Origin of the sequence: Sphingomonas glacialis, from assembly GCF_014653575.1 — a bacterium.
GTDB classification, from domain to species: domain Bacteria; phylum Pseudomonadota; class Alphaproteobacteria; order Sphingomonadales; family Sphingomonadaceae; genus Sphingomonas; species Sphingomonas glacialis.
On record NZ_BNAQ01000003.1, the window covers coordinates 356212 to 379941 of the forward strand.

General features: G+C 66.2%; 29 protein-coding genes and 1 tRNA gene. 19 read left to right on the top strand and 11 right to left on the bottom strand.

The window, feature by feature from the left end; translation table 11 throughout:
• Positions 1-39: 39 nt before the first annotated feature.
• The 3 genes from rho to hemE form a co-directional block, all read right to left on the bottom strand.
• Positions 40-1296, bottom strand: a complete 1257-nt coding sequence (gene rho, locus IE187_RS12390) for a transcription termination factor Rho (protein WP_133191273.1) — start codon at positions 1294-1296, stop codon at positions 40-42.
• Positions 1297-1539: 243 nt separating this feature from the next.
• Positions 1540-1995: a CopD family protein gene (locus tag IE187_RS12395; RefSeq protein WP_189676513.1), complete on the bottom strand. Its 456-nt coding sequence runs from the start codon at positions 1993-1995 to the stop codon at positions 1540-1542.
• Positions 1992-3023 (bottom strand): uroporphyrinogen decarboxylase, encoded by a 1032-nt coding sequence (hemE, locus tag IE187_RS12400; protein WP_189676514.1) that lies wholly within the window; start codon positions 3021-3023, stop codon positions 1992-1994. Before hemE ends, IE187_RS12395 begins: the two co-directional genes overlap by 4 nt.
• A gap of 318 nt (positions 3024-3341) precedes the next feature.
• On the opposite strand from hemE, the gene IE187_RS12405 reads away from it, so the two are divergent.
• The 11 genes from IE187_RS12405 (at position 3342) to IE187_RS12455 (ending at position 10295) form a co-directional block, all read left to right on the top strand.
• Complete coding sequence (locus IE187_RS12405) at positions 3342-4166, top strand: pyruvate, water dikinase regulatory protein (protein ID WP_426264512.1); 825 nt, start codon at positions 3342-3344, stop codon at positions 4164-4166.
• Positions 4163-4759 (top strand): Maf family protein, encoded by a 597-nt coding sequence (locus tag IE187_RS12410; protein WP_189676515.1) that lies wholly within the window; start codon positions 4163-4165, stop codon positions 4757-4759. The genes IE187_RS12405 and IE187_RS12410 overlap by 4 nt, the downstream gene beginning before the upstream one ends.
• On the top strand, positions 4756-5568 hold the full coding sequence (locus tag IE187_RS12415; protein WP_189676516.1) for a shikimate dehydrogenase family protein: 813 nt from the start codon (positions 4756-4758) through the stop codon (positions 5566-5568). Before IE187_RS12410 ends, IE187_RS12415 begins: the two co-directional genes overlap by 4 nt.
• On the top strand, positions 5565-6179 hold the full coding sequence (gene coaE / locus IE187_RS12420; RefSeq protein WP_189676517.1) for a dephospho-CoA kinase: 615 nt from the start codon (positions 5565-5567) through the stop codon (positions 6177-6179). The genes IE187_RS12415 and coaE overlap by 4 nt, the downstream gene beginning before the upstream one ends.
• 4 nt (positions 6180-6183) lie before the next feature.
• Positions 6184-6876 (top strand): DNA polymerase III subunit epsilon, encoded by a 693-nt coding sequence (gene dnaQ / locus IE187_RS12425; RefSeq protein WP_189676518.1) that lies wholly within the window; start codon positions 6184-6186, stop codon positions 6874-6876.
• Between the two features lie 84 nt (positions 6877-6960).
• Entirely contained in the window at positions 6961-7548 is a 588-nt protein-coding gene (gene hpf, locus IE187_RS12430; RefSeq protein WP_133191259.1) for a ribosome hibernation-promoting factor, HPF/YfiA family, read from the top strand.
• 115 nt (positions 7549-7663) lie between these two features.
• Positions 7664-8131, top strand: a complete 468-nt coding sequence (locus IE187_RS12435; RefSeq protein ID WP_189676519.1) for a PTS sugar transporter subunit IIA — start codon at positions 7664-7666, stop codon at positions 8129-8131.
• Positions 8121-8591: a PaaI family thioesterase gene (locus tag IE187_RS12440; protein WP_189676520.1), complete on the top strand. Its 471-nt coding sequence runs from the start codon at positions 8121-8123 to the stop codon at positions 8589-8591. Before IE187_RS12435 ends, IE187_RS12440 begins: the two co-directional genes overlap by 11 nt.
• Complete coding sequence (locus tag IE187_RS12445) at positions 8588-8929, top strand: DUF1491 family protein (protein WP_189676521.1); 342 nt, start codon at positions 8588-8590, stop codon at positions 8927-8929. Before IE187_RS12440 ends, IE187_RS12445 begins: the two co-directional genes overlap by 4 nt.
• Positions 8930-9081: 152 nt before the next feature.
• On the top strand, positions 9082-9732 hold the full coding sequence (locus tag IE187_RS12450; RefSeq protein ID WP_189676522.1) for a cell wall hydrolase: 651 nt from the start codon (positions 9082-9084) through the stop codon (positions 9730-9732).
• 50 nt (positions 9733-9782) lie between these two features.
• A complete protein-coding gene (locus IE187_RS12455; protein WP_189676523.1) occupies positions 9783-10295 on the top strand; it encodes an MmcB family DNA repair protein in 513 nt (170 codons plus the stop codon).
• A gap of 34 nt (positions 10296-10329) precedes the next feature.
• Here the strand turns inward: IE187_RS12455 and IE187_RS12460 are convergent, their stop codons facing one another.
• Entirely contained in the window at positions 10330-10947 is a 618-nt protein-coding gene (locus IE187_RS12460) for an ankyrin repeat domain-containing protein (RefSeq protein WP_189676524.1), read from the bottom strand.
• A 90-nt stretch (positions 10948-11037) separates the two neighbouring features.
• Here IE187_RS12460 and IE187_RS12465 point away from each other — a divergent pair, with 90 nt between their 5' ends.
• From IE187_RS12465 to IE187_RS12475, 3 genes are read left to right on the top strand one after another with little or no spacing between them, the layout of a single operon-like run.
• Positions 11038-11631 carry an SCO family protein gene (locus tag IE187_RS12465; RefSeq protein WP_229839388.1) on the top strand — a complete coding sequence of 198 codons (594 nt, stop codon included), beginning with the start codon at positions 11038-11040 and terminating at the stop codon, positions 11629-11631.
• On the top strand, positions 11628-12059 hold the full coding sequence (locus tag IE187_RS12470; RefSeq protein WP_133191243.1) for a YcgN family cysteine cluster protein: 432 nt from the start codon (positions 11628-11630) through the stop codon (positions 12057-12059). The genes IE187_RS12465 and IE187_RS12470 overlap by 4 nt, the downstream gene beginning before the upstream one ends.
• The gene (locus IE187_RS12475) at positions 12056-12730 is read left to right on the top strand and encodes a M48 family metallopeptidase (protein ID WP_189676526.1); all 675 of its coding nucleotides are present in this window, start codon (positions 12056-12058) and stop codon (positions 12728-12730) included. Before IE187_RS12470 ends, IE187_RS12475 begins: the two co-directional genes overlap by 4 nt.
• On the opposite strand, the gene IE187_RS12480 is transcribed toward IE187_RS12475, so the two are convergent.
• From IE187_RS12480 to IE187_RS12505, 6 genes are all read right to left on the bottom strand, one after another.
• Complete coding sequence (locus IE187_RS12480) at positions 12706-14898, bottom strand: transglycosylase domain-containing protein (protein WP_189676527.1); 2193 nt, start codon at positions 14896-14898, stop codon at positions 12706-12708. The genes IE187_RS12475 and IE187_RS12480 overlap by 25 nt on opposite strands.
• 56 nt (positions 14899-14954) lie before the next feature.
• Positions 14955-15377 (bottom strand): peptide-methionine (R)-S-oxide reductase MsrB, encoded by a 423-nt coding sequence (gene msrB / locus IE187_RS12485; protein ID WP_189676528.1) that lies wholly within the window; start codon positions 15375-15377, stop codon positions 14955-14957.
• A gap of 16 nt (positions 15378-15393) precedes the next feature.
• Positions 15394-16512 (bottom strand): NAD(P)/FAD-dependent oxidoreductase, encoded by a 1119-nt coding sequence (locus tag IE187_RS12490; protein WP_189676529.1) that lies wholly within the window; start codon positions 16510-16512, stop codon positions 15394-15396.
• Positions 16491-17177 carry a methyltransferase domain-containing protein gene (locus IE187_RS12495; RefSeq protein ID WP_189676530.1) on the bottom strand — a complete coding sequence of 229 codons (687 nt, stop codon included), beginning with the start codon at positions 17175-17177 and terminating at the stop codon, positions 16491-16493. The genes IE187_RS12490 and IE187_RS12495 overlap by 22 nt, the downstream gene beginning before the upstream one ends.
• The gene (locus IE187_RS12500) at positions 17174-18247 is read right to left on the bottom strand and encodes a type III polyketide synthase (protein WP_189676531.1); all 1074 of its coding nucleotides are present in this window, start codon (positions 18245-18247) and stop codon (positions 17174-17176) included. The genes IE187_RS12495 and IE187_RS12500 overlap by 4 nt, the downstream gene beginning before the upstream one ends.
• A 157-nt stretch (positions 18248-18404) precedes the next feature.
• Positions 18405-18491: transfer RNA gene (locus IE187_RS12505), tRNA-Leu, on the bottom strand.
• A 110-nt stretch (positions 18492-18601) separates the two neighbouring features.
• Between IE187_RS12505 and IE187_RS12510 the strand changes: the two genes are divergently transcribed.
• Positions 18602-19960, top strand: a complete 1359-nt coding sequence (locus tag IE187_RS12510) for an MATE family efflux transporter (RefSeq protein ID WP_229839389.1) — start codon at positions 18602-18604, stop codon at positions 19958-19960.
• Here the strand turns inward: IE187_RS12510 and IE187_RS12515 are convergent.
• Positions 19932-20639, bottom strand: a complete 708-nt coding sequence (locus IE187_RS12515; RefSeq protein WP_189676532.1) for an MJ0042-type zinc finger domain-containing protein — start codon at positions 20637-20639, stop codon at positions 19932-19934. The two genes, IE187_RS12510 and IE187_RS12515, sit on opposite strands and share 29 nt — an antisense overlap.
• Before the next feature lie 165 nt (positions 20640-20804).
• Here IE187_RS12515 and ftsE point away from each other — a divergent pair, with 165 nt between their 5' ends.
• The 4 genes from ftsE to IE187_RS12535 are packed head-to-tail and all read left to right on the top strand — an operon-like array spanning position 20805 to position 23642.
• Positions 20805-21512 (top strand): cell division ATP-binding protein FtsE, encoded by a 708-nt coding sequence (gene ftsE / locus IE187_RS12520; RefSeq protein WP_133191228.1) that lies wholly within the window; start codon positions 20805-20807, stop codon positions 21510-21512.
• The gene (locus tag IE187_RS12525) at positions 21509-22402 is read left to right on the top strand and encodes a cell division protein FtsX (RefSeq protein WP_189676533.1); all 894 of its coding nucleotides are present in this window, start codon (positions 21509-21511) and stop codon (positions 22400-22402) included. Before ftsE ends, IE187_RS12525 begins: the two co-directional genes overlap by 4 nt.
• Positions 22399-22935 carry a YdcF family protein gene (locus IE187_RS12530; RefSeq protein WP_133191224.1) on the top strand — a complete coding sequence of 179 codons (537 nt, stop codon included), beginning with the start codon at positions 22399-22401 and terminating at the stop codon, positions 22933-22935. Before IE187_RS12525 ends, IE187_RS12530 begins: the two co-directional genes overlap by 4 nt.
• Positions 22932-23642, top strand: coding sequence for a lysophospholipid acyltransferase family protein (locus IE187_RS12535; protein WP_133191222.1), 711 nt, complete (start codon positions 22932-22934; stop codon positions 23640-23642). The genes IE187_RS12530 and IE187_RS12535 overlap by 4 nt, the downstream gene beginning before the upstream one ends.
• Positions 23643-23730 lie beyond the last annotated feature (88 nt).

Here is a 23730-nt window from a genome sequence, read left to right on the forward strand (position 1 = left end):
GTGCGAGTCCGGCGGCAGCATGCCGCCGGCCGCACTCGGCTATTGATTCATGCTGTCGAAGAAATCTTCGTTGGTCTTCGAATTCTTCATCTTGTCGAGCAGGAACTCCATCGAGTCGATCGTGCCCATCTGCATGAGGATGCGGCGCAGCACCCACATCTTCGACAGCTTGCTTTGATCGACCAGCAACTCTTCCTTGCGCGTGCCTGACTTGCCGACGTCGAGCGCCGGGAAGATCCGCTTGTCGGCGACCTTGCGGTCGAGCACGATTTCCGAGTTACCCGTGCCCTTGAATTCCTCGAAGATCACTTCGTCCATGCGGCTGCCGGTATCGATGAGCGCGGTCGCGATGATCGAGAGCGAACCGCCTTCCTCGATGTTGCGCGCGGCACCGAAGAAGCGCTTCGGCCGCTGCAGTGCATTGGCGTCGACACCGCCGGTCAGCACCTTGCCCGACGACGGCACGACGGTGTTGTAGGCACGGCCGAGACGCGTGATCGAGTCGAGCAGGATCACGACATCCTTCTTGTGCTCGACCAGGCGCTTGGCCTTTTCGATCACCATTTCAGCGACTTGCACGTGGCGCGTCGCGGGCTCGTCGAAGGTCGAGGAGACGACTTCGCCCTTCACCGAACGCTGCATGTCGGTCACTTCCTCGGGGCGCTCGTCGATCAGCAGGACGATCAGGAACACCTCGGGGTGGTTGTCGGTGATCGCCTTGGCGATGTTCTGCAGCATCACCGTCTTGCCGACGCGCGGCGGCGCGACGATCAGCGTGCGCTGGCCCTTGCCCTGCGGCGAGATGATGTCGATGACTCGCGCCGACTTGTCCTTGACGGTTGGATCGGCGGGATCGAGCGTGAGCTTCTCATCGGGATAGAGCGGCGTGAGATTGTCGAAATTGACGCGATGACGAACCGCGTCGGGATTGTCGAAATTGACCGCGGTCAGCTTGGTCAGCGCGAAATAGCGTTCGCCATCCTTCGGTCCGCGGATTTCACCTTCGACCGTATCGCCGGTGCGCAGGCCGAATTTGCGGACCTGGTTGGGCGAGATGTAGATGTCGTCAGGACCGGCGAGATAATTCGCCTCGGGGCTGCGCAGAAAGCCAAAGCCGTCGGGCAGCACTTCGATCGTGCCGAGCCCCATGATTTCCTCGCCCTCTTCGGCCTGGACCTTGAGGATCGCGAACATCAGATCCTGCTTGCGCAGCGTCGATGCGCTCTCGATGCCGAGCTCCTCGGCCATCGCGACCAGTTCGGCCGGCTTTTTGTTCTTGAGGTCTTTGAGATGCATGGAGGGCGTCCGGGGCATGAAGATGCGAGGGGGGAGCTTCGGTCGGCGACAGATACGCGACGATGCTAGAGGAAGGATGCCGCGACCGAACGGGTGGACCCGCCGCATCGCAACACGGCGCTCGAGATACGATCCGGCGCGCGGCGCGTCAAGGCTTGGCGGTTTTTGCGCCAGCCTTGAAGAGCGCGGTTATCGGCCACCCTCCACACGCGTCGCGTCCCACGCGCAGAGGGCTTCAGGACCTCAGAACGGCTGGACGATCGCGAGGATGACGATGAACGTCACCAGCACCGCCGGCACTTCGTTGATCAGCCGCAATTGCCGCCCGGTGAGCGTCGGCTTGCCCGCCGCGAGCTTCTTCGAATAGCCGACCGCCCAGCCATGATAGCCGCTGAGGATCACCACCAGCAGCAGCTTGAGATGCAGCCAGCCGAGCCCGCTCGCGCCCGAGAACAGCCCGAGATTGGCGCCGAGCGTCAGGCCGAGCACCCAGACGACGACCATCGCAGGCGTCAGGATGATCTTGCGGATCTTGGCTTCGCGCTCGACCCATTGCGCCGCCTCGGGCGAGCCGATCGCGGCTTCCTGATGATACACCAGATAGCGCGGCAGCATGAACAGCCCCGCCATCCAGAAGATGACGAAGATCAGATGGGCTGCCTTCATCCACGGATAGGCATTGCCGAGCATCCCGATCATCGCGCGCTCCGGACATAGGCGAGCAACTGCTCGACATGCGGGATCGGCGTATCCTGCAGGATGCCGTGGCCGAGATTGAAGATGTGCGGCCGATCGGCGAACGCGGTGAGGATGCGCGACGCGGCCTGTTCCATCGCCGCTCCCCCGGCGATCAGGACGAGCGGATCGAGATTGCCCTGCACCGGCATCCCCTGCGGAAGCGTCCGCGCGGCCCATTCGGGGTCGATCGTCTCGTCGAGCCCGAGCGCATCGACCCCGGTCTCGCGCGCATAGGCAGGAAGCTTCTCGCCCGCGCCCTTGGGAAAGCCGATCACCGGGACGCCGGGATGGCGCGCATGCAGCGCCGCGACGATCGCGGCATTGGGGGCGATCACCCAACGTTCGAATTGCGCGGGGCTGAGGCTGCCGGCCCAGCTGTCGAACAGCTGCACCGCCTCGACGCCTGCCTCAATCTGGCGCGACAGATATTCGATCGTGCAATCGGCGATCGCGGTGATGATCCGACCAAAAGCGGCAGGGTCGCCATACGCAAAACGCCGCGTCTCGCCCTGATCCTTGCTGCCATGTCCTGCGACCATATAGGTGGCGACGGTCCACGGGCTTCCGGCAAAGCCGAGGAAGGTGGTCTGTGGCGGCAATTGCGCTGCGACCAGGCGCACAGTCGCATACACCGGATCAAGCCGCTCAGGCGCCGCCTGAAGGCTTTCCAGCGCATGATCGACGAGCGGGGGCGTCAGCGCCGGTCCTTCGCCGACACCGAAGCTCAGACCCTGTCCCAGCGCCGAGGGGACCATCAGGATGTCCGAGAACAGGATCGCACCGTCGAAGCCGAAGCGCCGGATCGGTTGGATCGTTACCTCGGCTGCCGCTTCACTGTCATTGACCAAAGCGAGGAACCCGCCCTTCTCGGCCCGGAGCGCGCGATATTCGGGGAGATAGCGTCCCGCCTGGCGCATCAGCCAGATTGGCGGGGTGGAGGCACGCTCACCCTTGAGCGTGGCGAGCAGCGGCTTGTTTTGCGTCAGCACGGTCGGTCTTTCCTCACCCTACTTCTATAAGAATCTAGAATCTTAAAAGGTTGAAGTGGTTGTTGGCACGTTGATAACGGGGCTTATGCCGCCATCCCCAAAATGCCAACAGATTGACGCGGCGCAATCGACGCGCACGCCTTGAGTCGGCGCGCTCGTCCCCATTATCCACAGGCTGTGAAGGGAACTATGGGGTGTTTGCGCGATTGTGGATAGCATCAGGGTTATGCACCGCGGTCGCTCGGCTTTGCGGACGGGCAAAGTTGCGCTAGCGCTTGCCCCCATGTTGTCCACAGTTTCGCCCCGCACCCGTCTCTGATGCGCCTGCATCTCCATCTTTTGTCGGATTCGACCGGCGAAACGCTCGAGAACATCGCCAAGGCCGCGCTCGCGCAATATGACGATGTCGAGACGATCCGGCATTTCTGGCCGATGGTCCGGACCGAGGCGCATCTCGAGCGCATTTTGCAGGAAATCTCGCAAAATCCTGGGCTGGTGCTTTTCACTCTGGTGAACAGCGAGACGCGGCGCACGCTCGAGACGCGCTGTCGTACGCTCGGGCTCCCCGCGGTCGCGCCGCTCGATGCGGTGACGGGCGCGCTGTCGGGCTTGCTTGGTCAGGCGGCGAAGGCCCGCCCGGGGCGGCAGCACGTGCTCGACGCCGCGTATTTCGCGCGGGTCGATGCGATTCAGTTCACGATTGCGCATGACGACGGGATCCTGGCCGAGGAGTGGGAAGAGGCGGACATCCTGCTCGCAGGCGTGTCGCGGTCTTCGAAGACGCCGACGTCGATCTATCTCGCCAATCGCGGCTTCAAGACCGCGAACATCCCGATCGTCGTCGAAAGCCCGCCGCCCGAAAACCTCTTCACGTTGAAGAACCCGATCATCGTCGGCCTTACGACGAGCGCCGATCGGCTGATCCAGGTGCGCCGCAACCGGCTGCTGTCGCTGAATGAAACGACCACCACCGCCTATGTCGACCAAGAGGCGGTGACGCGCGAAGTCGCCTATGCGCGGCGGATGTTCGCCGACAATGGCTGGCCGGTGATCGACGTCACGCGGCGCTCGATCGAGGAAACCGCAGCGGCGATCATTGCGCTCGTCGGCGAACGCCGTGGCGAAACACGAGGTGAAGCATGAAGCTCCTGCTGGCCTCGCAAAGCGCCTCGCGGCGCGCCATGCTGACCGCGGCAAATGTCCCGTTCGTCGCGGTCTCGGCCGGCGTCGACGAGGAATCGGCAAAGGCGGCGTTGCTCGGCGAAGGGCTCGCCGCGCGCGACATGGCCGATGCCCTGGCCGAACTGAAGGCGATCAAGGTTTCGTCGGGTGAGGGGCAAGCGCTTGTGCTCGGTTGCGACTCGGTCGTCGCGCTCGAGGATGGGTCGATGCTCGACAAACCACGCGACCGGGCCGAGGCGGGCGCGCATCTGCGCCGGCTGTCGGGCAAGCGCCATGAACTCGTCAGCGCTGCGGTGATGGCCGAAGGCGGCCGTCCGGTGTGGCGCGTCGTCGATCGCGCGCGGATGCACGTCCGCCCGCTGTCCGAGGCATTCATCGAGACCTATCTCGACCTCGAATGGCCCGAGATCTCCGGCTGTGTCGGTTGCTATCGGATCGAGGGCCCGGGCGCGCAATTGTTCAGCCGGATCGAGGGGAGCCAGTTCACCGTGCTCGGCCTGCCTTTGCTGCCGGTGCTCGATTATCTGCGGGTTCGGGGAGTGATGGCGTCATGATGCTGGCCGAAGTGATCGGCGATCCGATCGCACATTCCAAATCGCCGTTGATCCACGGCTTCTGGATCGAACGCCTCGCGCTCGATGCCAAATATCACCTCTGTCAGGTCGCTGCCGACGGGCTGGCGGCGTATTTCGAGGCGCGCAGTGCCGATCCCGCCTGGCGCGGCTGCAACGTGACGATCCCGCACAAGATCGCGGTGTTCGACCATGTTCCCGATCCCGGTGGCGTCCGCGCTACAATCGGCGCGGCCAATACCGTGTTCCGCGGCGAAGACGGCAAGGTGATCCTGACCAACACCGATGCCGCTGGCTTCTATGCGCCGATCAACCAGCTCGATCTTACCGGCGCGCCGGTCGTGGTGATCGGGGCAGGGGGGGCGGCACGCGCGGTGTTGTTCGCGCTCGCACGGCTCGACGTCGGTCCGGTGACGATCCTCAACCGCAACGTGCTCAAGGCCGCGGCGTTGCTGTCGTCGTTCGGGCTCAAGGGCAAGGCGTTGCCGCTCGATGCGACGCTCCCGGCCGCGGCGTTGTTGGTCAATGCGAGCGCGCTCGGGATGGTCGGGCAACCCCCGCTCGAGCTCGATCTGGCGCCGTTGCCCGAGGATGCAGTGGTGTATGACGTCGTTTATGCACCGCTCGAAACGCGCCTGCTGGCGGCGGCGCGCGACCGCGAGCTCGAGACGGTCGACGGGCTCGATATGCTGATCGGCCAGGCCGCGCTCGCGTTCGAGCTGTTCTTTGGCGTCGCCCCACCGCGCGACGAGGCGAGCGACGACGAGCTCCGCGCGCTGCTGACCGCATGACGGCCAAGCGGCCGATCACGATCGGGCTGACCGGGTCGATCGGCATGGGCAAATCGACCGTTGCCGCGATGTTCGCCGACGCCGGCGTGCCGGTGTTCGACGCCGATGCCGCGGTGCACGCGCTGCAAGGGCCGGGTGGCCGCACCGTCGCCGCGATCGAGTCTGCCTTTCCCGGCGTGACCGGGCCGAATGGCGTCGATCGCGCTGCGCTCGGCGCCAAGGTGCTCGGCGACCCGGCGGCACTCGCGCGGCTCGAAGCGATCGTCCATCCGGCGGTCGGCGAGGAGCGCGCTGCCTTCCTGGCGGCGCATGCGAGCGCGCCGATCGTGCTGTTCGACGTCCCCTTGCTGTTCGAAACGGGTGGCGAGTCGCGAGTCGATCGCGTCGTCGTCGTGTCCGCCCCGCCCGAGATTCAACGTGCGCGGGTGCTCGCCCGCAATGGAATGACGCCCGAAAAGCTCGACGCGATTCTCGCCAGGCAGTTGCCGGACGGGGATAAAGTCACGCGCGCCGACTTCGTCGTGCCGACGGGCGGGTCGATCGATGCGACGCGGCGTGCGGTTAGCGCCATCATCGCTTGCCTCGAAGGGCGCGAGACCCCACTATCCTAGACTTATGCGCGAGATCGTTTTCGATACCGAGACCACAGGCTTCAGTTTTTCCGATGGCGACCGCATGGTCGAGATCGGCTGTCTCGAGATGGTCAACAAGGTCGAGACCGGGCGCACCTTCCACGCCTATTTTCACCCCGAGCGCACGATGCCGCCCGAGGCGCAGCGCGTCCACGGGCTGAGCGACGCGTTCCTCGCCGACAAGCCGCTATTCCCGCAGCTGGTCGAGGATTTGCTCGATTTCATCGGCGACAGCCCGCTCGTCGCGCACAATGCGAGCTTCGATTTCGGCTTCCTCAACGGCGAACTGCAGCGCTGCGGCCGCGCGACCGTTGGGCTGCACCGGATGGTCGATACCGTCGCGATGGCGCGGATGCGCCACCCCGGCGCCAAGCATAGCCTCGATGCGCTGTGTAACCGCTACGGCATCGATCGTAGCCATCGCACTGTCCACGGCGCGTTGCTCGACGCGCAATTGCTCTCGCAAGTCTATGTCGAACTCACCGGCGGTCGACAGATCGGGCTCGGCCTGGTCAGCGAAGTGATCGAGGACATGGCGCCGACGCAGTCGACCCCGCCGACGACGGTGCGTCCGGCGCGGATTTTCGCAGCCGCCGAGAGCGAACTCGCCCGGCATGCGGCGTTCCTCAAAACCGTGGTCAATCCGTTGTGGGGGAGCGATCCGGCACTGTCTTGAGTTTAAGGGGGTCGAGGCGCCCGACAGGCGTCGTCTACCGCCGATGATCGTCAAAGCGACATCGGCCAGCTAAGGAGAATGCTCATGGATATTCGGGTTTCCGGCCATCAGGTCGAAACGGGCGAGGCGCTCAGGACCCATGTCGACGAGCGACTCCAGGGCATAGCCACCAAATATTTCGCGCGGGCCATCTCGGCGCAGGTCACCTTCGGCAAGGGGCCGCACGACAATCGCTTCACCGCCGACATCGTCGCGCACGTGATGCAGGGGTTGATCCTCAAGGCACATGGCGATGCCGCGGATGCGCATCTCGCCTTCGACGCTGCCGCCGCCAAGGTTGAGAAGCAGTTGCGGCGCTACATGCGCCGCCTCAAGGATCGCAATGCCGGGGTGGCGAGTGCAGCGGCGGCACAAGCGGCCGATGCCGAGAATGCCGGCTATACGCTGTTCCAGGAGAGCACCACTGAGGAGGAAGTCGAGGACTTCCCGCTGATCGTCGCCGAAACGCGCGTCGACGTGCCCGACGCCTCGGTGTCCGATGCCGTGATGATGCTCGACCTGCGCAACACCGCGGCCTTGCTGTTCCGCAACAGCGTATCGGGCACCTACAACATGGTCTATCGCCGTGGCGACGGGACGATCGGCTGGGTCGAGCCGCACCGCGAAGCGTAAGGCCATCAGCGGCACGGCGCCGATGGCCTAGCATAAGGCTCGTGCTTTCGCCGATGACCGATCGGCGCTATGGGCTCGCTCAAAGCCTCCGCTTTGGGCGGGCCCAAGGACTAACATGACCGATCTGCACGATATTCTCGCGTCCGACGCCGTGCTCGAACGCGTCAGCGCCGGCACGCGCAAGGCGCTGTTCCAGCAGCTCGCAGCGACCGCGGCGAGCGTATACGGAGTAGATGCCAGCGCGGTGGCCGAAGTGGTCGGGACGCGCGAGAAGCTCGGTTCGACCGGGTTCGGCGGGGGCGTTGCGACGCCGCACGGCAAGTTGCCCGGGCTGGACCGCGTCTGCGGCGTTTTCGCCCGGCTCGCCCAGCCGATCGATTTCGACTCGGTTGACGACATGCCCGTCGACATCGTCTTCATGCTGCTGTCGCCACCCGATGCCGGTGCGACTCATCTCAAGGCGCTGGCGCGCGTGTCGCGCGCGCTGCGCGATCAGGCGTTCGTCGCGAAACTGCGTGGGGCAGGGTCGCGCGATGCGCTTGTCGCGTTGCTGTCCGCCGATCAGACGTGCGATGCCGCTTAACGACGGCCCGGCCCCGGCGGGAGAACAGGCGCATTTCCGTGCGCTCGAATCGCTCTATGCCGCGGCACCGATCAATCGCTTGTTCGAGTCGACGCTTGAAATCCCCGAAGCCGGGCTCGCGCGGATCCATTTCACGATCGACGAGCGCTTCTTCCACGCCGCGGGCGCCGCGCACGGCACGAGCTATTTCAAGATGCTCGACGACGCTGCGTTCTACGCCGCGAACAGCCTCGTGACCGATCGCTTCCTGCTCACCACCGCGTACAATCTGCTGCTGACCAAGCCGCTGCGCGCGGGGCCGGTGATTGCCGAGGGCCGTTGGGTATCGGGGCATCGGCGTGTGTTCGTCGCCGAGGCGCGACTGATCGATGCGAGCGGCGATGAAGCTGCGCGTGGCACCGGCACCTTCATGCGCTCGCAAATCGCGCTTGCCGGATTGCCCGGGTACCGCCCTGCATGAGCGACACGCTGGCGAGTGGAATTCTGGTGTCGGCCCTGCTCAGACGCGTCAACGATGCTGGTGGGATGGGGATGGTGCGGGCCAGGGGTGACGCAGATTCCGGTGCGATCCTGATGATTTTGAACGATGGTCCGGGTCGCTCACGGCTGGTCGAGCGCGGACGGGACTCGCTCGGCAAACGGGCGCTCATTGCCGCAGGGCCAAGCGGCGCGAGCGATCCGATGGCGTGCGATACCTATTGGCGACGCCGACGCGAGCGGGATCCCGACCTGTGGGTTATCGAACTGGATATCCCGTCGGCAGAACGATTCGCCGCAGAAACGATCCTCGACGATTGACCGAGCTGCCCCGCGCAGGGATAGGCAAAGCTCTAGTCAGGGCGTTGTGTCGTACCGGGTGCGATCCGGAATGATTACGCAGTCGGGGGGCTGTCCGGAAGGGCGACGTATGTCGACCCTATCCGTGCACCAACCGCATTTTAGTCGTCTTCATGTCGTTTTCGAATCGCGTCGCATCCATCGTGACGCTGACCTTTACCGTCGCTGCTCTCATCGGCTTCGGAACGCCTGGGTTCGCCCAGGAAATCAATCGTGCTATCAACGTGCCGTCCGCGCTTTCGGTTCCGCAGACGCCTCAGATGATCCCGGCGATCGCCATGACCCAGTCGGCTGATCCCGTAACCGCTCCTTCACAAGAGTCCGACGCAGAGCAGGATGGCGATACCGTTGCTTACGGTACGCTCGATGCCGCTGTCGCGGCGCAGCCTGGCCCCGAAGCGATGAACGACGAGCTTCAGTGCATGGCCGGCGCGATCTATTTCGAAGCCAAGGGCGAACCGCTGAGCGGCCAGCTCGCTGTCGCCGAAGTGATCCTCAACCGTTCGAAGTCGGGCCGCTTCCCCAAGGGCGTGTGTTCGGTCGTGACCCAGAAGGGTCAGTTCTCTTTCGTTCGCGGTGGCCATGTCCCCGTGATCACCCCGAACAAGCAGTATCGCACTGCAGTGGCGGTCGCGCGTGTCGCGCTCGCCGATGCGTGGGACAGCCCCGCGTCGGACGCGATGTACTTTCACGCGCGCCGCGCTGCGCCGGGTTGGCACCGCGTTCAGGTCGCTGCGATCGGCAACCATCTTTTCTACCGCTGAGACGCGCGCGTCCTCTTGGACGCGTTCGTGAAATGTTCTAGGGTCGGGTGATGCTCCGCACGCCCGATCCTTCCGAATTTCCCAGGGGCGCCTGCGCCGAATTTCCCGGCTCGTCGCTCTGCGCGGCCGATGTCGCGCGTGGCACGACCCGGATGCTGCTTCGCCACGACCTGGTCGCACTGAGCGAGGTGCCGCTCGATGGCAATCGTCGCGCCGATCTGATGGCGATCGATGCGCGCGGCCAGATCGTCATTGTCGAAATCAAGGTCTCTCGCGCCGATCTGCTCGGCGACGGCAAATGGACCGACTATCTCGGATGCTGTGATCGCTATTATTGGGCGGTCCCTGCGGGGTTCGACGCATCGCCACTCGATGGCGCGGCTTTCCTCCCCGAGCGCACAGGGATCATCGTCGCCGATCGCTACGATGCCGCGGTGGTCCGCGATGCGCATACCGAGCCGTTGTCGGCAGCGACGCGTAAGCGCGCGACGCTCGCGTTCGGGCGTCGGGCAGGGCGGCGCTTGATCGCGCTCACCGATCCCGAAGCACAGGTCATGCTTTAGGCGACGCCCTCCGAGTGTTCCACGTGGAGCAATCTCAGAGCGTTGGCCCTGACACTGCCTTGCGAACCTTTTTGGGGCTGGCCTCGATCATTTGCGCGATGCTCGGCGAGCGCTTGTCCTGCTGTGCATATTCGCGCGCGGAAAAGCCCTGGAGGTGATCGGCCTGGTCGGGATCGGCGCCTAGATCGAGCAAAGTACGCACGAGCGACTGGTCTCGGCGCTGGACCGCAATAATGAGCGGCGTCTCGCCGCGCGCGTCGGCGAGGTTGACGTTGCCCCCGCTCTTGGCGAGCGCATCGACCATTTCCTTGCGCCCGAGCCGCGTCGCCAGCAGCATCGCGGTCTCGCCCTTGTCGTCGCGGAGATTGGCGTCGGCACCCTTCGACAGCAGATACGAAACATAGGCCATGTCGCCGCGCCGCACGACGATGTGGAGCGCACCTTCGCCAGTCGAGCGATCGCGCGTGTTGACTAAGGTCACCCCGGGCTTCTCGAGCGCGGCGATCACTTCATCGTTCTTCGCGTCTTTCACCGACTGGAGGAACTTGTATCCGGCCGACTGACCGATCTGCGCCATGGCGGGCGTGGAAACCAGCGCAAGCGGCGTGGCCACGAGCAAGGCGAAGGCGAGCGATGCAGTACGAAGGGTCATCGAAAAAGTCCTGGCTAGGTCGAGCGATGCGATCGGGAAAAGCTCAAAAGCTTGCGCCGATCGGACTAACAGATCATGGCTGGCGATGCCATGAACCAGATTGCCCGCACGCTGTGCGCGCTGTTGCTGACCGCATCGACGGTCGGCTGTAGCGGCTCTCCCGCCCCGACCCGCGCCCCGCTCGACGGGGTCAAGATCGGTGTCCCGTTCCAATTGATCGATCAGGACGGAAAGCCGCGCAGCGATCGCGACTTTGCCGGTCGCTATCGCATCCTGTATTTCGGCTACACCTTCTGTCCCGATGTGTGCCCGACCGATCTCCAGACGATCGGCGCGGGGCTGCGTACGTTCGAGGCGCAGGACGCGAAGCGGGCGGCAACGGTCGTGCCGATCTTCGTCTCGGTCGATCCGAAGCGGGATACGCCCGCCGTGCTCAAACCCTATGTCGCGGCGTTCCATTCGCGAATGGTCGGGCTGACCGGCTCGCCCGAAACCATCGCCGCGGTAGCCAAGGGGTACGGGGTTACGGTCGAACTCGAGAAACCCAATGCCGAGGGCGCGTATCTCGTCGCGCACAGCCGCTTCGCGGTGCTGATGGATCCGGCTGGCAAGCCGGTGGTCCTCCTGCCCGCGGACAAGACGCCGAACGATGTCGCGGCCGAGCTCGACCGGTGGGTGAAATGAGCGGAAAATTCTGGGAAGAACCGATCGACACGCTCGATCGCGGGCAGTGGGAAGCCTTGTGTGACGGGTGTGGCAAATGCTGCGTCCACAAGCTCGAGGATGAGGAGACGGGCGAGCTGCTGCCGACGAACGTGTCGTGCCGTCTGCTCGATCGCGCGACGGCGCAATGCTCGAACTACAAACATCGCCACGCCTATGTCAGCGAGTGCGTGCGATTGAGCCGCGACAATGTCCGGACGATCGACTGGCTACCGGCGACCTGCGCCTATCGTTTGCGCGCCGCCGACGAGCCACTCCACGATTGGCATTATCTCGTGTCGGGCGACCGCGAGTCGGTGCACCGCGCTGGGCAATCGGTGCGCGGCTGGACGATTTCGGAAGATGACGCCGGCGAGCTCGAATATCATCTGGTCGACCGCGAATTGTGAGCAGCGCGATCGAGGTCGTCCGCAACGCGCGTGCGCGGCGCGCGCGACTGTCGGTCGATAGCGCGACCGGCCGCGTACGCTTGGTCTTGCCGCCGCGCGCGCCGCTCAAGAAGGCGCTCGCCTGGGCCGAGGAAAAGGCCGGGTGGATCGCCGAGCAACGCGCGCGCTTGCCACAAGCGCAGCCGTTCGAACCCGGCGGGACGATCCCGTTCGGCGACGCTTGCCTGACGATCGCCTGGGAGCCGAGCGCATCCCGTACGGTGAAGCGCGTCGGCGATACTTTGCTCTGCGGGGGCACGCGCGATGGCGTGTCGCGCCGGATCGCGACTTGGCTCAAGCGCGAAGCGCTACGGGTGTTGAGCGCGGAGACCGACGAATTCGCTGATCGGGCAGGCGTTACCGTCACCAAGGTCGCGGTTGGCGATCCCAAGACGCGCTGGGGAAGCTGCGCCTCGTCGGGGACAATCCGTTACAGCTGGCGGTTGATCCTGATGCCAGACTTCGTCCGCCGATCGACCGTCGCGCACGAAGTCGCGCATCGGCTGCACATGGACCATAGCGCGCGCTTTTACCGCGTGCTCGAAATGCTCGACGAACGCGATCCCGACGAATCGCGCCGCTGGCTGCGCGCCAACGGCGCGGCGCTTCACTGGGTCGGCCGCGAATCCTGACGGTCGTCGTAGCGGTCGGGCGGCGTCATCGCTGGTCGATCGCGCGGGACACGATTCGGATTGGGGGCAGGGCGGGGGGCATCGCGTCCGAGGACATGGTCGAGCCAGCCCTGATCGAGCCGCTGGGTATCGTCCGGGCGGTTCTGCTCGGTCTGCGGCTGGGTATCTGACCCACGGGTGATGCGCGGATCCGCACTGCGCGGGACGATCGGATTGCCGTCGGCATCGACTTGCGGCTCAGCCGGCGTCGCGCGTCCCGAATCGACTGGATTGCCGTTCTCGTCGACGAACAGGCCGTTATCCGCCTCGCCGAAATACGATTCCTGGTCGGGTTCGAGCTGATATTCGGGCAACGTCACCTTGGTATCGAACTGTTCGACCGGGCGCGATGCGACCGCCGTCCGCATGAACGCCGCGAACGCCTTGGCCGGCGCGGTGCCGCCGTGAAGCCCGGCGATCGGCTTGGCATCGTCACGCCCCATCCACACACCGGTGGTGAGGCCGCTCGAGAAGCCGAGGAACCAACCGTCCTTGCTCGACGTCGTCGTCCCGGTCTTGCCCGCGACCGGGCGTCCGATCTGGGCAGCCTTGCCGGTGCCGGTATTGACTGTCGTCTGGAGCAGGTCGGTCATTTCGGCAGCGACATAGGGCGCGACCAGCACATGACTGGTATCGACCGATTGCGCGTAGATCGTCTCGCCCGAGGCGGTCACCTTGGTGATGCCGTACGGCGTTACAGCGACGCCCTTGTTGCCGACGCTGGCAAAAGCGCGCGTCATGTCGAGCAAACGGACCTCGGAGGTGCCAAGCACCATCGAGGGATGCGTGTTGACCTTGGTGGTGATGCCGAACCGCCGTGCCATGTCGGCGACGGTCGAGAAGCCGACTTCCTGGCCGAGCTTGGCGGCGACGGTGTTGAGTGAATATGCGAACGCCGTGCGCAAGCTCACTGCACCGCTGTTGCGGCGCGAATCGTTGCGAGGGCTCCAGCCATCGATCGTGATCGGCTCGTCGACGATCGAATCCTCAGGCTTATGCCCGGCCTCGAGCGCGGCGAGATAGACGAACAGCTTGAACGCCGATCCGGGCTGCCGGATCGCCTGCGTCGCGCGATTGTAGATCGAGCTGACATAATCTGTCCCGCCGACCATCGCGCGCACCGCCCCATCGCGGTCGATCGCGACGAGCGCACCTTGCGCGCCGCGCGGGGCGTTCTGCTGGATCGCGGCATCGGCGGCGCGCTGCATGTTGAGATCGAGCGTGGTCCATACTTCGAGCGGACGCTGCGTCTCGTCGATCAGCATTTCGAGCTGCGGAAGCGCCCAGTCCGTGAAATAGCGCACGCTGTTCTGCTGCGCCTCGGGCACGAAGGCGACCTTGTCGATCTCGGCCTCGTCGGCTTGCGCCGGCGTGATCACGCCGGTTTCCTGCATCAGCTTGAGCACGACCCCGGCGCGACCGCGCGCGGCCGCGATATCGGCGGTCGGAGAGTAATTGGAAGGCGCCTTGACGAGCCCCGCGATCACCGCCGCCTCGGTAAGGCTGAGATGATCGGCGCCGTGCCCGAAGAATTTGCGCGACGCGGCATCGATCCCGTACGCGCCGCCGCCGAAATAAACCTTGTTGAGGTACAGCTCGAGCACCTCGTCCTTGCTGAACTTGCGTTCGAGCGCGAGCGCGAGGATCCCCTCGCGGACCTTGCGGCCCCACTGCTTGTTCGAATTGAGGAAGATGTTGCGCGCAATCTGCTGCGTGATCGTCGATCCGCCCTGGCGCCAATGCCCGCGCTCGATGCGAACCTGGATCGAGCGCACCATGCCGATCGGGTCGACCCCGATATGCGAGCGGAAGCGACGATCCTCGACCGAAATCATCGCGTCGCGCATCACCTTGGGGATGCGGTCATACGGCAGCCATTCGCCATAGCTCGGCCCCATCGACACGATCACCGTGCCGTCGGCGGCGTGGACGCGGATCATCTGGCCGTTGGGCGACGATTTCAACGCATCGAAACTCGGCAACTGCCCTTCCGACACATAGACGGTGATCGCGAGCACGATCGCCGCGAGTACCGCGAACCCCGCGCCAAGCTGGAGAACAAAGACGCTCCAACGGCGCCAGGCAGGCGCGCGTTTGGAGCGGGGCGAAGGAGCGGATGAGCGGGCCATGAAGCAGCGTAGCGTTAGGCTTTGCCGGGCACCCCGACAAGCCGTAGCCGGCTAGGTCAGTCCTTCATCTCGTCGCTGCCGGCACTCTCCCGGGCGCGAAAGTCGAGGCTGAGCGAGTTCATGCAATAGCGCAGGCCGGTCGGCGGCGGGCCGTCGGGGAAGACATGGCCGAGATGGCCGTCGCAGCGCGCACAGCGCGCTTCGGTGCGAACCATGCCGTGGCTGACATCGCTATGCTCGATGACGTGCTCGGGCGAGATCGGCTGGGTGAAGCTCGGCCAGCCCGATCCCGAATCATATTTGTCGGCCGAATCGAACAACGGCAGTGCGCATCCGCCGCAGCGATAGATGCCATCAGCCTTGTTGTTGTCGTAACGGCCGGAAAAGGCGCGCTCCGTGCCGGCTTCGCGCAGCACGTGATAGGCCTCGGGGCTCAACTTCTTGCGCCACTCCGTTTCGGACAGGGTGATGTGATCCATGCGCAGGTTTTTCCAATTAGCTGGGCGTCCGGTCAAGCCGGGAATGGCCGATCCGGGTCAAAGAGGCGATAATCTCGATCAGCCCCGGAACTTGCCGCAGCAGCGGAAGCGCGAACCCGGTGAGGGCCGGGCGCTCGGCGGCGTCGCGGACGAGCCCGGCAAGACGGATCGGTCTGGCGGTGGCGCGCGCAAATCCCTGCTGAAAGCCGGGGGCAGCTGCCGCACCGCCCCCTAGATAGGCATGGCCTGCGCGAATGCCACTGGCGATCGCGATGCCCATGCCCTCGCCGGCGAGCGACGGGATGACGCCAGCCTGGTCGCCGAGCCGGAACAGCCCCTGCGCGCCGTGGAGCGCGCGCCAGCCATAGGGAACGTTGGCGATCGCATCGATCGCTTCGCTGCCGCTGCGATACGCGAAGCGTTCGCCGAGCCGCGGATGGTCGCGCCCGAGCTGGTCGAGCAAGGCGGCGGGGCTGCCCGCTTCGATCAACGCCGAGCGGTGGACCGCGAGGCAGCAATTGGCGCTGCCATCCTCCTGCCGGACGATGCCGACATAGCCGCGGTCGAACAGATGGAGTTCGATCGACTCGCCGATCAGGGCGTCGAGCCCGGGCGCCGCGGGAATACGCACGCGCAAGCCGAGTACGGGATCGCTGCCACGCGCTGCGGCCGGGCGTGCCGCGCCGCGGACGTCATGCTTGCCGCTGGCGAGGAACAGCGTGTCGGCGGCGAGATCCGCACCGTCGTCGAGCCGTGCCGTCAAGCCATCGACGCCGCGCACGGTCACCCCGCGCTCGACCGCCGAGCCAGCGTCGATCGCGCGCTTCAGCATTACCGTGTCGAGCAAATGCCGCGACACGCCATGCGCCGGGCGTGGGAGACGTGTCTCGACGACGCGGCTGCCCGAAAGCACGCGCACCGTGGTCACGCGCGCGGGACCGAGCGCGTCCGGGGCAACGCCGAGCCGTGCGAGGGATTCGAGGGTGCGCCAGCTCAGGAAACCGCCGCAGATCGCATCGCCCGTCTCGCGGGTTCGCTCGACGAGCAAATGCGGCGCTCCAGCGCGCGCAAGCACAATCGCGGCGCTCGCGCCCGCGGGGCCGCCGCCGAGGATCAGCGCAGGTGTTCGACGCATAACCGAAACGGGAAGGCGCGATAGACACGCGCGGAGACGCCGGCTTCGGCGAGGATCGGGGGCCATTCCGCCGGGCGATACGAGCGAGCGATCGACAGTGTGCCGTCGTGGCGGACGATTCGGTGCCAGCGCGCGAGCGTGGCGAGCAACGGGAATCCCCGATAGGCGAAGCCGTGGCGGTGGAGATCGTTGACCAGCCAGCCGCGCGCGCTCTCCACCGCCATGAAGCGCAGGAAGGCGATCAGCTGATCGTGGTCCATATGGTGCGCCACGAGGCTCGACACGACGAAATCCCAGCCTTGCCCGGCAAGATCGGCATAGTCGCCGCTCACGTAGCGAATGGGCAGATCGGCCGGCGTGTGGGCAGCCGCGGCAAGCGCACTGCGCGGGTTGAGGTCGACACCGACAAGGTCGGCCGCAATTCCGCGCCGCGCTGCCCAGCGCGCGATTCGCCGCAGCATGTCGCCATCGCCGAAGCCGACGTCGAGCAGCTTGAGGTGGGGGCGCCCCTTGGTTCCGCGGCGCAGGAAGTCGAGTGTCGGTCGCGCCGCCATCGTCACGACGTTCACCTTGGCGAGATCGCCGACGACCGCGGCATAGGTGTCGGGTGCCAAATCATCGGCATCCATCAGCTCTTCGGCGATGGCGCGCCGCTCGAGCATCATGCGGCGCTCCGAAAGCCGAACCCTTCGGCGGCGAGGCCGGGGCCGAACGCGAGCGCAACGCCCTCACGAATCGGTGGCCCCGCGAGCAAACGCGCCAGCACGAACATCAACGTCGCCGACGACATGTTGCCATTGTCGGCGAGCACGCCGCGCGATTCCGTCAGCGCATCGGCAGGCAAGGCGAGGCTCGTCTCGACCGCATCGAGGATCGAGCGACCCCCCGCGTGGATCGCCCAGCCATCGATATCGGCGGGTGCGCGCCCCCCGGTCGCGGCGGCGGCGAAGACCGGGTCGCTCAATCCGGCGGCGATACGCGCCGGGACTTCGCCCGACAGATGCATCGCAAAGCCGCGATCGGTAATGTCCCAGCGAATGAGCTCTGCCGAATCGGGGAGGGTGGTTGCGAAGGGCTGGCCAAGCGCGAGACCTTGCGGCTGGGCGGTGACCAATGCTGCGGCCGCGCCATCACCGAATTGCAGCATTGCGAGCAGGGGCTCGAGCGCAGGCGTATCCTGAAGATGAAGAGTCGAGAGCTCGACGCAGATGACAAGCACGCGCGCAGCGGGATCCGAGCGCACGATGTGGCGCGCGCTGCGCAAGGCCGCGACAGCGGCGTAGCAGCCCATGAACCCGACCAGCAGCCGCTCGACCGACGGATCGAGCCCGAGTCGTGCGGCAACGATCTGGTCGATCCCGGGGGCCACGAAGCCGGTGCAGCTCGCGACGACGAGGTGGGTGATGCCGTCGAGCGGGACTTGGGCCCGTAGCGCATCGATCGCGGCGAGGCTGAGCGCAGGAGCGTATTGCGCGTAGAGTTGCATGCGTTCTGCAGTGCCGGGCAGCAGATCGCGCGCGTAGAAGCCACCCATAGCGACGGGCGACCCGCCATCGTCCCCGATCGGCAGCACCGACCAACGATGCCCGATACCGGCGCGCCCCGCCATCCGGTCGAAGATCTTCGCCGAGCGCGAATTGGGCAAACGCGCACGCGCCCAGTCGATAAAGGCATGATGAATGTCGTGATCCGGAACGGCGGTGCCGATCGCGATGATATGAGCGGTGCTAGGCAAGCGAGGCTTTCACAGGGCCGGCGGTACGTCCGGTTCGGAGACAACGCTACGCCAGTCGGTACGATCCGCAAGAGGCCGTAGAATCCATGGGACTTAGCCGAAAGGATCGACCGCCACGTCACGGTGTCCCGTGCGTGGCAGCGATTTCCAGAAAAAGTGGTGCGGCCGAGAAGACTCGAACTTCCACGGGCTTTCGCCCACAACGACCTCAACGTTGCGCGTCTACCAGTTCCGCCACGGCCGCACGTAACATCGCCGGGCGAACCCGGCAGCTGGTAGGCGAGCGCCCCTAGCAAAGGCTTTCGGGGAGTGCAACGCCTATCGCATCGATTGCGTTCAGAGTAGCAGCGCGGGATGCCGCGCCACCGCCCCCTGCTCGACGAAACGCGCCGCATTCTCGCGCTTGCGTGGCCGGTCATGCTGACGAGCCTCAACTGGACGATTCTGAGCGTGACCGACATTGTGGTCGTCGGGCTGACCGGCACCGATCAGGTCGCAGCCCTTGGCGCGAGCCGAGCGCTGACCTTCGTGACCATCGTCGGCGGGCTCGCCTGGCTGTCGGGAACGCTGGTCTTCTCTGCTCGAGCGGACGGCGCGAAGGATTTGCCCGAGACGGGCGCTACGTTGCGCGCCGGGCTCGTGCTGGCGGTGTTGCTGGGTCTCGGCGGCGCGCTCGGCTTCGGACTGTTCGCCGAGCGGTTGTTGGCGGCGATCGGCGTGGCGCCGGCGCTGGTCGATCCGGCGGCGCGCGTGGTGCGGGTGATGGCGCTCTGCTATCCCACACAACTGGCGATGATCGCGGCAAGTTTCTTTCTCGAAGGCATTGCGCGACCGCGTCGTGTAATGGGCGTCAACCTCGCGGTGCTACCGATCAATGCGCTGCTCGCCTGGGCCTGGTCGGGCGGGCATCTCGGCTTTCCTGCGCTCGGCGCGGTGGGGGCTGCGCTCGCGACGGCCATGGCGTCATCGCTCGGCGCGGCAGCGATGCTGGGCGCGGCGTGGACCGTCCCGCAGGCCCGCGAACGCGGCGTGCGAGATCTTTCGGGCGCGGCGTGGGCCACGGCACTGCGCGGGGCGGGGGGCCTTGCGCGATTTGGGATCGTACCCGCGCTCGCCTCGGGGCTCGAGCTCGCCGGCTTCTCGATCCTGATCGCGCTGTCGACCGATTTCGGTGCGGTAACCGCGCACGCCTTCCAGATCGTCTTTGCGGTCCACAATGTCGTGTTCGGCGTCGCGTTGGGGCTCGGGTCGGCCGCCGGGGTCCGTGCGGGCAATGCGGTTGGCGCGGAGACTCCGGCACTGGCGATTCCGCGCGCGCTGATCGCGATGGCGCTGGCGGCGCTGGCGACAGGCGTGCTGGCGATCCTGATCGTGCTCGGGCGCGGCACGATCGTCGCGCTGTTCCCCGCCGCTGCTGGCGTCCACGGCGTGGCGCTGGCGATGCTACCGGTCTGGGCGCCGTTCATCCTGTTCGACGGGGTGCAGGTCGTGATCGTCTACATGCTGCGTTCGCTCGGCGATCAGGTGGTGACGGGGATCAACAGCATCGTCGCCTTCTTCCTCATCACCGGCGGTGCTGGCTGGTTGCTGGTACACCACGGCGCCGGGCCGATCGGACTGGTCTATGCCTCGGGAATCGGAATGGTCGCCGCGACCGTGCTTCACGGCGCGCGCTTTGCGCTGGTCAGCGCGCGGTTTCGCCGGAAAAGCTGAGCACCAGTTCCTTGGCGTTGACCGGCACGTCGAGCTTGGCGCTGTTGAATTCGAGCTTGCCGCGCGGCGCGAGCGTGTTGGCCTCGGGCCGAATCATCCAGCTGAAGACGATGCGGCGTTGCGAATCGCGCAGATCGGCGCGGATGTCGGGCACGGGCTGCGGCGAATCGGTCGGGTTGAGCACGGTGCCGCTGACCGCGAAGATCTCGTTGCCGTTGAAGACATGCTGGTCGATCGGCTTGCTGACGATCTTGAGCGGGGTGCCGGCATTGGGCTGGAACAGGTCGCGTGCGAGCCCGGGGGCGCCCGAATAGACGATGCCGCCGAACGCGGCGAGCATCACGACGCCCGCGGCGAGCGCAGCGACGGTTGCACGCTTTGCCGGGTTACGCCGCGCGCGAAACGGTGGTGCGTGGTCAAAGGCGTCGTAGCTGGGAGCGGCGGGCTCGACCGGTAGAGGCTGCTCGGCGGGCGGCGACGTATCGGCCACCGGCGTTTCGACTCGCGGGGCTTCGACGGCGACGGGCGCTTCGCTGCGCGTGTCCGCAGTCTCGGCGGCAACGCCCTCCTGGAACCAGCTATGCTTGCAACTGGCGCAGCGCACGGTGCGCCCATCGGGCCCGATCGCAGTGTCGGGAACGAGGTAACGCGTGTGGCACTCGGTACATTCGAGGATCATGATACGGCTTTGGCCCCGTTGCCGACCGCTGGCAACGTATCGCGAAATCTACGCCTTTCGCAGATCGGCTGCAAGCGCCGCGACGCGTGCCCGCTTGTGGCGGCGTGGCGGATCGTGCGATGCAGGACTGGGGCATACGATCAGAAGCGAGCAACACGCGCCACCATGGCGAATATCGTCCAGTTCGAGAATGTGGGGCTACGCTACGGCACCAGCCAGGAGACGCTGACCGATGTCAGCTTCACCCTGTCGAGTGGCGCGTTCTATTTTCTGACCGGCGCATCGGGCGCTGGCAAGACCTCGCTGCTGCGGTTGCTCTATCTCGCGCAGCGCCCGACGCGCGGCAACATCCGGCTGTTCGGCGAGGATGCGGTGACGCTGCCGCGCGCGCGGCTGCCGGGGTTTCGGCGGCGGATCGGCGTGGTGTTTCAGGATTTCCGGCTCGTGCCGCATCTTTCGGCGTTCGACAATATCGCGCTGCCGTTGCGTGTTTCGGGCGTTCCCGAAAGCGATATCGATGCGCCGGTGCGCGAAATGCTCGACTGGGTGGGCCTCAGCGACCGCATCACCGCCAAGCCGCAAACGCTGTCGGGCGGCGAGCAGCAGCGCGTCGCGATCGCGCGCGCCGTGATCGGCCGGCCCGAAATCCTTGTCGCCGATGAGCCGACCGGCAACGTCGACCCCGACATGGCCGAGCGGCTGCTGCATCTGTTCGATTCGCTCAACCGGCTCGGCACGACTGTCGTCGTCGCGACGCACGATTTCCACCTGCTCGGGCGGATCCAGAACGCGCACATGATGCGGCTCGACAAGGGACGCTTGCTCGATCCGACCGGGTCGCTGCGCTTCCCGCCGCCCGCGAACGGCGAATGAGCGTCGCGTTGATCGCCTCGACCGCCGACCGGCGCTTGCTCGACGAAAGCCACAGTACGCGGGTGATGACGTGGATCATGGCGATCATGCTGTTCCTGACGGTGTTGGCGGCAGCGCTCGGGCTGGGGACGCTTGGCGCGGCGGCGCTGCTCGATCGCCAGCTTGCCGGGCGGCTCACCGTCCAGATCGTCGAGCCGGTCGAGGCCAGGCGGCTCGACCAGGCCGCGCGCGCGCTGGCCGCGCTCACGGCGACGCGCGACGTGACGCGCGCGGTCGAAGTCGATCATGCCAAGCTTGCGACGCTGCTGCGCCCTTGGCTCGGCAGCGACGCGGCCGACCCCGATCTGCCGATCCCCGCGATGATCGATGTCGACCTGGGTGTGGCGGATGCCGCCGCGGTGGCGCGCGTGCGCGCTGCGGTCCGGCGCGTCGCGCCGTCGGCGCGGATCGATCGGCATGAAAGCTGGATGTCGCCGGTGCGCGATTTCATGGCGATGGTGACGTGGCTGGCCGGCGGACTCGTCCTGCTGATGGCGGCGGCGACCGCGGCGGTGGTGATTCTTGCGGCGCGCGCGGGGCTCGAAACGCACCGTGCGACGATCGAGGTGCTCCATATGCTGGGCTCGACCGACGTCCAGGTCGCACGGCTGTTCCAGCGCCGGATCGCGCTCGATACGCTGGTCGGCGGGTTGCTCGGGACCGCGCTCGCCCTCGTCATGGTCGGCGTGATCGGCTGGCAGTTGCGCGCGCTCGGCTCGGATTTGCTCGCGGGCCTGACGCTCGGGGTGCGCGACTGGATCGTGCTCGCCGGATTGCCGATCGCGTTTGCCCTGCTTGCGACCTTCGCCGCGCGCCAGGCGGTGCTCGGTACACTCGGCAAATATCTATGATCCTGCGTTTCCTCGCCGTGCTGGCGCTGCTCTACGCGATCGGCTTTGCGATCTTCCTCAAGACGATTCCCGCCCCGCTCGACGGGCCCAAGACCGACGCGATCGTCGTGCTGACTGGCGGGGCAGGGCGGATCGACCGCGGGCTGGCATTGCTCAAGGCGCATGCTGGACAGCGCATGCTGATCAGTGGGGTCGCGCCCGAAGTGAAGCCGGGCGAGCTGGCGCACGAATATCGCGTCAGCCCGGCGCTGTTCCGCTGCTGCATCGATCTCGGCCACGAGGCCGTCGATACGCGCTCGAACGCCGAGGAAACCGCGGACTGGGTGCGCGACCATAAATACACCTCGGTGCGGCTGGTCACGTCGGACTGGCACCTCGCACGCGCCAGGCTCGAACTGGTCAACGCGCTCGACGGCGATGCGAGCGTGATCGGCGACGGCGTGCCGAGCAGCCCGCGCTATCGGCTGCTGATCGGCGAATACAACAAATTGCTGGTGCGGCGCGTCGCGTTGCTGATCGGGGCCGCCACATGACAGCGTTGCGCAACCTGCTGTTCAAGCTGCTATTCTATGGCGGGTCTGTGCCGATTGTGCTGACGACGCCGATCTCGGCACTGATCAGCTGGCGCGCGCTCGTCGCGCACACGCATTTCTGGACGCGCTGGCACGGCTGGACGACGCGCCACATCCTCAGGATCGATCAGCGGATCGAGGGTGGGCGCTTCGGCGACATGGCGTTCGGCGGCGCGCCGGTGCTGTACGCCGCGAAGCACCAGTCGATGTATGAGACGCTCGAGCTCGGGCGGATGCTGCGCAACCCCGCGATCGTGATGAAGCAGGAACTGACCGACATTCCGGTGTGGGGCTGGGCGGCGAAGCGCTATGGCGTCATCGTCGTCGATCGCGAGGCGTCGGCGGGCGCGTTGCGGCGGATGCTGCGCGATGCGCGTGCGGCCTTGGCGGCGAAGCGCTCGATCCTGATCTTCCCCGAAGGCACGCGCGTCGAGCCGGGCGAGCAGCCCGAACTGCGCGCAGGGTTCGCCGGGCTGTATCAAATGCTCAAGATCCCGGTGGTGCCGGTGGCGATCGACAGCGGGCTGGTGTGGCCGAAGCATGGGCCGAAGGTGCCGGGAACGGTGACGTTCCGCTTCGGCGACCCGATCCCGCCGGGGCTGCCGCGCGAGGAAGCCGAGCGCCGCGTCCACGCCGCGATCAACGCGCTGGATGTGCCGCGCGGCTGACGAAAATTGCCCGTCATCCCCGCGAAAGCGGGGATCCCGCTGCCTGGCCCGCGCTCGGAGGAAGAAGCGGGACCCTCGCCTTCGCAGG

What these genes read in the sequence shown, in the direction of transcription:
- rho (WP_133191273.1), bottom strand. Translation starts at nt 1,296, where the DNA reads ATGCATCTCAAAGACCTCAAGAACAAAAAGCCGGCCGAACTGGTCGCG.
- IE187_RS12395 (WP_189676513.1), bottom strand. Translation starts at nt 1,995, where the DNA reads ATGATCGGGATGCTCGGCAATGCCTATCCGTGGATGAAGGCAGCCCAT.
- IE187_RS12405 (WP_426264512.1), top strand. Translation starts at nt 3,342, where the DNA reads ATGCGCCTGCATCTCCATCTTTTGTCGGATTCGACCGGCGAAACGCTC.
- IE187_RS12410 (WP_189676515.1), top strand. Translation starts at nt 4,163, where the DNA reads ATGAAGCTCCTGCTGGCCTCGCAAAGCGCCTCGCGGCGCGCCATGCTG.
- IE187_RS12415 (WP_189676516.1), top strand. Translation starts at nt 4,756, where the DNA reads ATGATGCTGGCCGAAGTGATCGGCGATCCGATCGCACATTCCAAATCG.
- coaE (WP_189676517.1), top strand. Translation starts at nt 5,565, where the DNA reads ATGACGGCCAAGCGGCCGATCACGATCGGGCTGACCGGGTCGATCGGC.
- dnaQ (WP_189676518.1), top strand. Translation starts at nt 6,184, where the DNA reads ATGCGCGAGATCGTTTTCGATACCGAGACCACAGGCTTCAGTTTTTCC.
- hpf (WP_133191259.1), top strand. Translation starts at nt 6,961, where the DNA reads ATGGATATTCGGGTTTCCGGCCATCAGGTCGAAACGGGCGAGGCGCTC.
- IE187_RS12435 (WP_189676519.1), top strand. Translation starts at nt 7,664, where the DNA reads ATGACCGATCTGCACGATATTCTCGCGTCCGACGCCGTGCTCGAACGC.
- IE187_RS12440 (WP_189676520.1), top strand. Translation starts at nt 8,121, where the DNA reads ATGCCGCTTAACGACGGCCCGGCCCCGGCGGGAGAACAGGCGCATTTC.
- IE187_RS12445 (WP_189676521.1), top strand. Translation starts at nt 8,588, where the DNA reads ATGAGCGACACGCTGGCGAGTGGAATTCTGGTGTCGGCCCTGCTCAGA.
- IE187_RS12450 (WP_189676522.1), top strand. Translation starts at nt 9,082, where the DNA reads ATGTCGTTTTCGAATCGCGTCGCATCCATCGTGACGCTGACCTTTACC.
- IE187_RS12455 (WP_189676523.1), top strand. Translation starts at nt 9,783, where the DNA reads ATGCTCCGCACGCCCGATCCTTCCGAATTTCCCAGGGGCGCCTGCGCC.
- IE187_RS12460 (WP_189676524.1), bottom strand. Translation starts at nt 10,947, where the DNA reads ATGACCCTTCGTACTGCATCGCTCGCCTTCGCCTTGCTCGTGGCCACG.
- IE187_RS12465 (WP_229839388.1), top strand. Translation starts at nt 11,038, where the DNA reads ATGAACCAGATTGCCCGCACGCTGTGCGCGCTGTTGCTGACCGCATCG.
- IE187_RS12470 (WP_133191243.1), top strand. Translation starts at nt 11,628, where the DNA reads ATGAGCGGAAAATTCTGGGAAGAACCGATCGACACGCTCGATCGCGGG.
- IE187_RS12480 (WP_189676527.1), bottom strand. Translation starts at nt 14,898, where the DNA reads ATGGCCCGCTCATCCGCTCCTTCGCCCCGCTCCAAACGCGCGCCTGCC.
- msrB (WP_189676528.1), bottom strand. Translation starts at nt 15,377, where the DNA reads ATGGATCACATCACCCTGTCCGAAACGGAGTGGCGCAAGAAGTTGAGC.
- IE187_RS12490 (WP_189676529.1), bottom strand. Translation starts at nt 16,512, where the DNA reads ATGCGTCGAACACCTGCGCTGATCCTCGGCGGCGGCCCCGCGGGCGCG.
- IE187_RS12495 (WP_189676530.1), bottom strand. Translation starts at nt 17,177, where the DNA reads ATGATGCTCGAGCGGCGCGCCATCGCCGAAGAGCTGATGGATGCCGAT.
- IE187_RS12510 (WP_229839389.1), top strand. Translation starts at nt 18,602, where the DNA reads ATGCCGCGCCACCGCCCCCTGCTCGACGAAACGCGCCGCATTCTCGCG.
- IE187_RS12515 (WP_189676532.1), bottom strand. Translation starts at nt 20,639, where the DNA reads ATGATCCTCGAATGTACCGAGTGCCACACGCGTTACCTCGTTCCCGAC.
- ftsE (WP_133191228.1), top strand. Translation starts at nt 20,805, where the DNA reads ATGGCGAATATCGTCCAGTTCGAGAATGTGGGGCTACGCTACGGCACC.
- IE187_RS12525 (WP_189676533.1), top strand. Translation starts at nt 21,509, where the DNA reads ATGAGCGTCGCGTTGATCGCCTCGACCGCCGACCGGCGCTTGCTCGAC.
- IE187_RS12530 (WP_133191224.1), top strand. Translation starts at nt 22,399, where the DNA reads ATGATCCTGCGTTTCCTCGCCGTGCTGGCGCTGCTCTACGCGATCGGC.
- IE187_RS12535 (WP_133191222.1), top strand. Translation starts at nt 22,932, where the DNA reads ATGACAGCGTTGCGCAACCTGCTGTTCAAGCTGCTATTCTATGGCGGG.